The organism is Kluyvera genomosp. 1 (assembly GCF_001266615.1).
GTDB lineage: Bacteria > Pseudomonadota > Gammaproteobacteria > Enterobacterales > Enterobacteriaceae > Kluyvera > Kluyvera cryocrescens_A.
Genome location: NZ_LGHZ01000052.1, coordinates 39,075 through 45,502 on the forward strand (window position 1 = coordinate 39,075; position 6,428 = coordinate 45,502).

Sequence of the window (6,428 nt, forward strand, 5' to 3'; positions counted from 1 at the left end):
CCGTTGATTATCCTGCGACGGGTGCAAAGAATTTTTGATAATCGGTGGCTTCAAGCACTTTTTGAAGGTGGCCGACCAGTTCTGTCAGGCCCGCGTCATCCTCTTCGGTAAACCGAGAGAATACGGTGCTGTCGATATCCAGTACGCCGATGACCTGATTATTCACCTGAAGGGGCAGCACAATTTCCGCATTGCTGGACGCATCGCAGGCAATATGTCCATCGAAAGCATGAACATCTTCGACGCGCTGCACACGATTTTGTACAACGGCAGTCCCGCAGACACCGCGACCGACCGGAATACGTACGCAGGCAATTTTGCCCTGGAACGGCCCCAGAACCAGCGTGTCGCCTTCCAGCAGATAAAAACCTGCCCAGTTAACATCCGAAAGACGCTCATACAGCAGCGCGCTAGTATTGGAGATTACGGCTAAAAAACTTGTTTCACCTGCCATCAACGCCTGAAAATCACGGTTAAGATCCGCGTAAAATTCTGTTTTGCTCATTATTCAATCACTATTGTTTACGATGTTACTGATTCGTTACCCAGTCTACGGCCTTATAAAATACGCATTAAGTGCGCTTAGGCTCAAGATGAATCCATACTTAGGTTAAGATAGAGTTATACATTCATTTATCAATGTAATAAATGGCACTGACAACTTCACTGATAAAGCCGACGAAAAAAATACGCATTCATGCCGTTAGCGAACCGTTACCGTGGGCACATTACCAACGTTGCCCGCAGTGCGATACGCTTTTTCGGTTACCGGTCGTAAAATCATCGCAACGCGCCTACTGCCCCCGCTGTAATGCAAAAGTTCGCGAAGGGCGTGACTGGTCGCTGACTCGTCTGGGTGCAATGGCCATCACCATGCTGCTGCTCATGCCTTTTGCATGGAGTGAACCGCTACTGCGGCTTCACCTGCTGGGCGTACGCATTGATGCCAGCCTATTGGCTGGCATCTGGCAAATGACTGATCAGGGCGATCCGGTAACTGCCGCGATGGTGTTTTTCTGCACGGTTGCCGCCCCTGCGGTGCTGGTGCTGGCCATCGCCTATTTATGGCTGGGTAATATTCTAGGCATGAATCTCCGCCCCGTCCTGCTGATGCTTGATAAACTTAAAGAGTGGGTGATGCTCGACATCTACCTGGTTGGTATCGCTGTAGCCTCAATAAAAGTACAGGACTACGCATTTTTACAGCCGGGGATCGGCCTGCTAGCGTTTATCGTTTTAGTGGTGCTCAGCATCCTGACGCTTATCCACCTCAACGTGGAGCAACTGTGGGAGCGTTTTTATCCCCAGCGCCCCGCTACGCGCCCAGACGCCAATCTTCGCGTATGCCTTGAATGCCATTACACCGGATTTGCCGATGCCCGCGGCCGTTGCCGACGCTGCCACACGCCGCTGCGCTATCGTCGTCGCCAGAGTCTGCAAAAAAGCTGGGCGGCGCTGGTCGCCTCCATTGTCTTTATTTTCCCAGCCAACCTGCTGCCAATCTCAATTATTTATGTAAACGGAGGTCGACAGGAAGATACTATCTTGTCCGGGATAATGTCGCTGGCCAGCAGTAATGTGGCCGTTGCGGCGGTGGTATTTATCGCCAGTATTTTAGTGCCATTTACCAAAATCATCGTCATGCTGACGCTGCTGACCAGCGTGCATTTTAAGTGCCAGCAAGGGCTGCGTACGCGTATCCTGTTGTTGCGTTTTGTGACCTGGATTGGCCGCTGGTCAATGCTCGATCTGTTTGTGATTTCATTAACCATGTCGCTCATCAATCGCGATCAGCTTCTCGCTTTCACGATGGGTCCCGCTGCGTTTTATTTTGGCGCTGCGGTAATATTAACTATTCTTGCTGTTGAATGGCTGGACAGCCGCTTACTTTGGGACGCACATGAGTCAGGAAACGCCCGCTTCACAGACTGAAGCGCGAATTAAAACAAAACGTCGCATTTCTCCGTTTTGGCTACTGCCAGTCATCGCGCTGTTGATCGCGGGTTGGCTTATCTGGAATAGCTACGAAGACCGGGGCACGACCATTACCATCGACTTTATGTCGGCGGACGGTATTGTCCCTGGGCGTACGCCTGTGCGTTTCCAGGGGGTTGAGGTCGGTACAGTGCAGGATATTCGCCTGGCGCAGGACCGCAGCAAGATTGAGGTGCGTGCCAGCATTAAAAGCGACATGGAAGATGCCCTGCGTGACGACACCCAATTCTGGCTGGTAACGCCTAAAGCCTCCCTTGCCGGCGTATCGGGTCTCGATGCACTGGTGGGCGGCAACTATATCGGCATGATGCCCGGTAAAGGCGAACCGCGCGATCGTTTCACCGCGCTCGACACCCAGCCCAAGTATCGACTGAATAACGGCGAACTGATGATTCATCTGCATGCCCCGGACTTAGGTTCGTTGAGTAGCGGCTCGCTGGTTTACTTCCGTAAAATTCCGGTTGGGCGCGTCTATGACTATGCGATAAACCCGAATAATCAGGGCGTGACTATTGATGTCCTGATCGAACGCCGTTTCACCAATCTGGTGAAAAAAGGCAGCCGTTTCTGGAATGTATCCGGTGTGAAGGCCGATGTCGGTTTAAGTGGTGCAAAAGTCCAGCTGGAAAGCCTATCGGCGCTGGTGAACGGCGCAATAGCCTTTGACTCGCCGCCGGATTCAAAAGCGGCTGAACAAAATGATGAATACGGTCTGTATGAAGATCTAGCGCACAGCCAGCGCGGCGTGATTATCCAGCTCCAGTTGCCAAGCGGTGATGGGTTAAAAGCAGGCTCAACGCCAATGCTCTATCAAGGGCTTGAGGTTGGCCAATTGACCAAGCTCACGCTTAACCCAGATGGTTCCGTCACCGGGGAAATGACCGTTGATCCGAGCGTAGTGTCATTACTGCGTGAAAAAACCCGTATCGAACTTCAGCAACCTAAACTGACGCTCGATAACCCGAATCTGAGCTCGCTACTGACCGGCAGCACTTTTGAGCTGGTCCCCGGCGAAGGTGAGCCTAGAGATCGCTTTGCCGTGTTGGCTGCCGATAAAACGCTGCTTCAACAACCTGGCGTGATGACACTGACGCTGACCGCGCCAGAGAGTTATGGTATCGACGGTGGACAGCCTATCATGCTGCACGGCGTCAAAATTGGTCAGGTACTCCAACGTACGCTCAGTGCGAAAGGTATTGAGTTTGCCATAGCCATTGACCCGCAGTATCGCGACCTGGTGCACGGCGACAGCAAATTTGTCGTCAATAGCAAGATGGACGTGAAAGTCGGCATTGACGGCGTCGAGTTCCTGGGTGCCAGCGCAAATGAGTGGCTGAGCGGCGGGATCCGCATTCTTCCGGGCGAAAAAGGGCCAATGAAGTCCAGCTATCCACTGTACTCAAACCTGGAAAAAGCCCAGGAAAACAACTTAAGCGATTATCCAACGACAACGCTGATGCTCACGGCGGAAACGCTGCCGGATATCCAGACGGGTTCTGTGGTGCTATACCGTAAGTTTGAAGTCGGTGAGATTACCTCAGTCCAGCCGCGCGCCAACGCTTTTGATATTGCTGTACATATTAAGCCGGAATACCGTTCACTGCTCACATCCAACAGCGTCTTCTGGGCAGAAGGCGGTGCGAAGGTGCAGCTTAACGGCAGCGGGCTAACGGTTCAGGCGTCACCGCTATCTCGCGCGCTGAAAGGTGCGGTGAGTTTCGATAATATCAACCAGGCCAGCAACGGCAGCCGTAAGGGCGACAAGCGGGTGCTATTCCCATCAGAAACCGCCGCTCGTGCCATCGGCGGGCAGATAACGCTGCACGCCTTCGATGCGGATAAACTTTCAGCGGGTATGCCTATCCGTTATTTAGGCATCGATATCGGTCAGGTACAAAACCTGGAGCTCAACGCATCTCGTAATGAAGTGCAGGCAAGTGCGGTGCTTTATCCGGAGTACGTGAGTACCTTTGCCCGTCGCGGCACGCGTTTCTCGGTAATCACCCCGCAAATCTCGGCGGCAGGCGTGGAACATCTCGACACCCTACTCCAGCCGTACGTCAACGTGGAGCCGGGTCATGGCGAAATGCGTCGTGATTTCGAGCTGCAGGAAGCCACAATTTCGGATTCCCGCTATCTCAACGGGCTGAATATCGTGGTGGAAGCACCGGAAGCCGGTTCAATGAACATCGGTACGCCGGTTCTGTTCCGCGGTCTGGAAGTCGGTACCGTTACCGGCCTGCATTTAGGCAGCCTGTCCGACCGCGTGATGATTGAAATGCGTATCGGTCAGCGCTATCAGCATTTGGTCCGTAATAACTCGGTCTTCTGGCTCGCTTCAGGTTACAGTCTCGACTTTGGCCTGATTGGCGGCGTGGTGAAAACCGGCACCTTCAATCAGTTCATTCGCGGCGGTATTGCGTTTGCGACGCCGCCAGGGACACCGTTGGCGCCGAAGGCGCAGGAAGGGAAACACTTCTTGCTGCTGGAGTCTGAACCGAAAGAATGGCGTGAATGGGGCACCGCCCTGCCACGTTAAATCCCTCCGCGCCGGTGCCCGCCACCGGCGCGTTTTATGGTAGACTGCGCGCTCTTTATCTCCTTGTGGTATTCGCCAGTGGCTCAAAACTCTGTCTTCTTTCCCGATGAATTCCTGACGCAGATGCGTGAGGCCATGCCAGCTCATCTTTCCTTTGATGATTTTCTCGATGCCTGCCAGCGCCCGCTGCGCCGTAGCCTTCGCGTTAATACGCTCAAAATAACCGTGGACGATTTTTTGACACTGGTCGCGCCTTACGGCTGGCAGCTCACACCGGTGCCCTGGTGCGCCGAAGGATTTTGGATTGAACGAGACGACGACGAGGCGTTGCCGCTCGGCAGTACCGCAGAACACCTCAGCGGCCTGTTTTATATTCAGGAAGCCAGCTCCATGCTGCCGGTTGCCGCACTGTTTGCCGATGGCATGCAGCCAGATCGCGTGATGGACGTGGCAGCCGCCCCTGGTTCCAAAACCACCCAAATCGCTGCCCGGATGAACAACCGCGGCATGCTGCTGGCTAACGAGTTTTCGGCCAGCCGCGTGAAAGTTCTGCATGCCAATATTAGCCGCTGTGGGATCGCTAATACGGCGTTAACACATTTTGATGGCCGCGTCTTCGGTGCCGCACTGCCGGAATGCTTCGATGCCATTTTGCTCGATGCGCCCTGCTCCGGCGAAGGCGTCGTCCGCAAAGATCCCGACGCGCTGAAAAACTGGTCGTACGCCAGTAATCTCGACATTGCCGCGACTCAGCGCGAACTTATCGACAGCGCTTTCCACGCGCTGCGTCCCGGCGGAACGTTGGTATATTCCACCTGTACGCTGAACCGCGATGAAAATGAATCCGTCGTCGCCTGGCTGTTAGCTCGCTATCCGGAGGCGGCCGAGATTATGCCGCTTGGCGAATTATTCCCATCGGCCTCTCAGGCGCTGACGCCGGAAGGTTTTCTCCACGTCTTCCCGCAAATCTACGACTGCGAAGGTTTCTTTGTCGCTCGTCTGCGTAAAACGTCAGCCATTGAACCGCTGCCTGCTCCGGGCTACAAAGTGGGCAAGTTCCCATTTTTCCCAATGAAGACCCGCGAATCCGCCGAGGTGGCCAGCGCGGCGCGCAAAGTGGGTATCGAATGGGATGAATCGCTCGCGCTGTGGCAGCGTGATAAAGAGATATGGTTGTTCCCGACAGAAATCGAACCTCTGCTCGGTAAAGTGCGCTTTTCCCGTATCGGGCTTAAGCTTGCGGAGACGCACAACAAAGGATTCCGCTGGCAGCATGAAGCGGTGATTGCGCTCGGCAAAACAGAAAGTCTGGGACACGAATTGACCCAGGACGAGGCCCAGGAGTGGTATCGGGGTCGTGATGTCTATCCACAGCAGATACCTGCGCATGATGATGTCATTGTCACCTTCCAGGGCTTTCCGCTTGGGCTGGCAAAACGTATTAATTCACGCTTGAAGAACAGCTATCCACGTGAGCTGGTCCGCGACGGTAAGCTGTTTGGCAACAGGTCGGAGTAGCGAATAAAAAAAGCGCATCTTTTTACTGGCGTAAATCTCTGCGTTGTCTACGCTGAAAGAGGTACGACTAACTGGTCGTACCACAACAGGTCAGCAGATTAACGGAGAGCATTATGAGTAAAACCAGCGTACGCATCGGCGCATTTGAAATTGATGATGCCGTACTGCACGCCGAGCAACACGGCGAGCGAACGTTAAGTATCCCTTGTAAGTCCGATCCTGATTTATGTATGCAGCTTGACGCCTGGGACGCCGACACCAGCATTCCAGCCCTTCTTGATGGCGAACGCTCCGTTCTCTATCGCAAACACTACGACCTGTCTCTTATACACATCTGACGCTCCTGTCTCTTATACACATCTGACGCTGCCGACGA

At 53.9% G+C, this 6,428-nt stretch carries 5 protein-coding genes; 4 read left to right on the plus strand and 1 reads right to left on the minus strand.

What is annotated here, in order from left to right:
* Positions 1–7: 7 nt before the first annotated feature.
* Entirely contained in the window at positions 8–505 is a 498-nt protein-coding gene (locus KP80_RS21300; RefSeq protein WP_052285638.1) for a GAF domain-containing protein, read from the minus strand.
* A 143-nt stretch (positions 506–648) separates the two neighbouring features.
* On the opposite strand from KP80_RS21300, the gene yebS reads away from it, so the two are divergent.
* The 4 genes from yebS (at position 649) to KP80_RS21320 (ending at position 6,390) form a co-directional block, all read left to right on the plus strand.
* A complete protein-coding gene (yebS, locus tag KP80_RS21305; RefSeq protein ID WP_052285639.1) occupies positions 649–1,932 on the plus strand; it encodes a membrane integrity lipid transport subunit YebS in 1,284 nt (427 codons plus the stop codon).
* Entirely contained in the window at positions 1,901–4,534 is a 2,634-nt protein-coding gene (locus tag KP80_RS21310) for a PqiB family protein (RefSeq protein ID WP_052285640.1), read from the plus strand. The genes yebS and KP80_RS21310 overlap by 32 nt, the downstream gene beginning before the upstream one ends.
* A 78-nt stretch (positions 4,535–4,612) precedes the next feature.
* Positions 4,613–6,052, plus strand: coding sequence for a 16S rRNA (cytosine(1407)-C(5))-methyltransferase RsmF (gene rsmF / locus KP80_RS21315; RefSeq protein WP_052285645.1), 1,440 nt, complete (start codon positions 4,613–4,615; stop codon positions 6,050–6,052).
* Positions 6,053–6,165: 113 nt separating this feature from the next.
* Positions 6,166–6,390 (plus strand): DUF1480 family protein, encoded by a 225-nt coding sequence (locus tag KP80_RS21320; RefSeq protein ID WP_052285641.1) that lies wholly within the window; start codon positions 6,166–6,168, stop codon positions 6,388–6,390.
* Positions 6,391–6,428 lie beyond the last annotated feature (38 nt).

Bases quoted from the DNA above. Each gene is read 5' to 3' on its own strand.
- yebS (WP_052285639.1), top strand. From the start codon at position 649: ATGGCACTGACAACTTCACTGATAAAGCCGACGAAAAAAATACGCATT.
- KP80_RS21310 (WP_052285640.1), top strand. From the start codon at position 1,901: ATGAGTCAGGAAACGCCCGCTTCACAGACTGAAGCGCGAATTAAAACA.
- KP80_RS21300 (WP_052285638.1), bottom strand. From the start codon at position 505: ATGAGCAAAACAGAATTTTACGCGGATCTTAACCGTGATTTTCAGGCG.
- KP80_RS21320 (WP_052285641.1), top strand. From the start codon at position 6,166: ATGAGTAAAACCAGCGTACGCATCGGCGCATTTGAAATTGATGATGCC.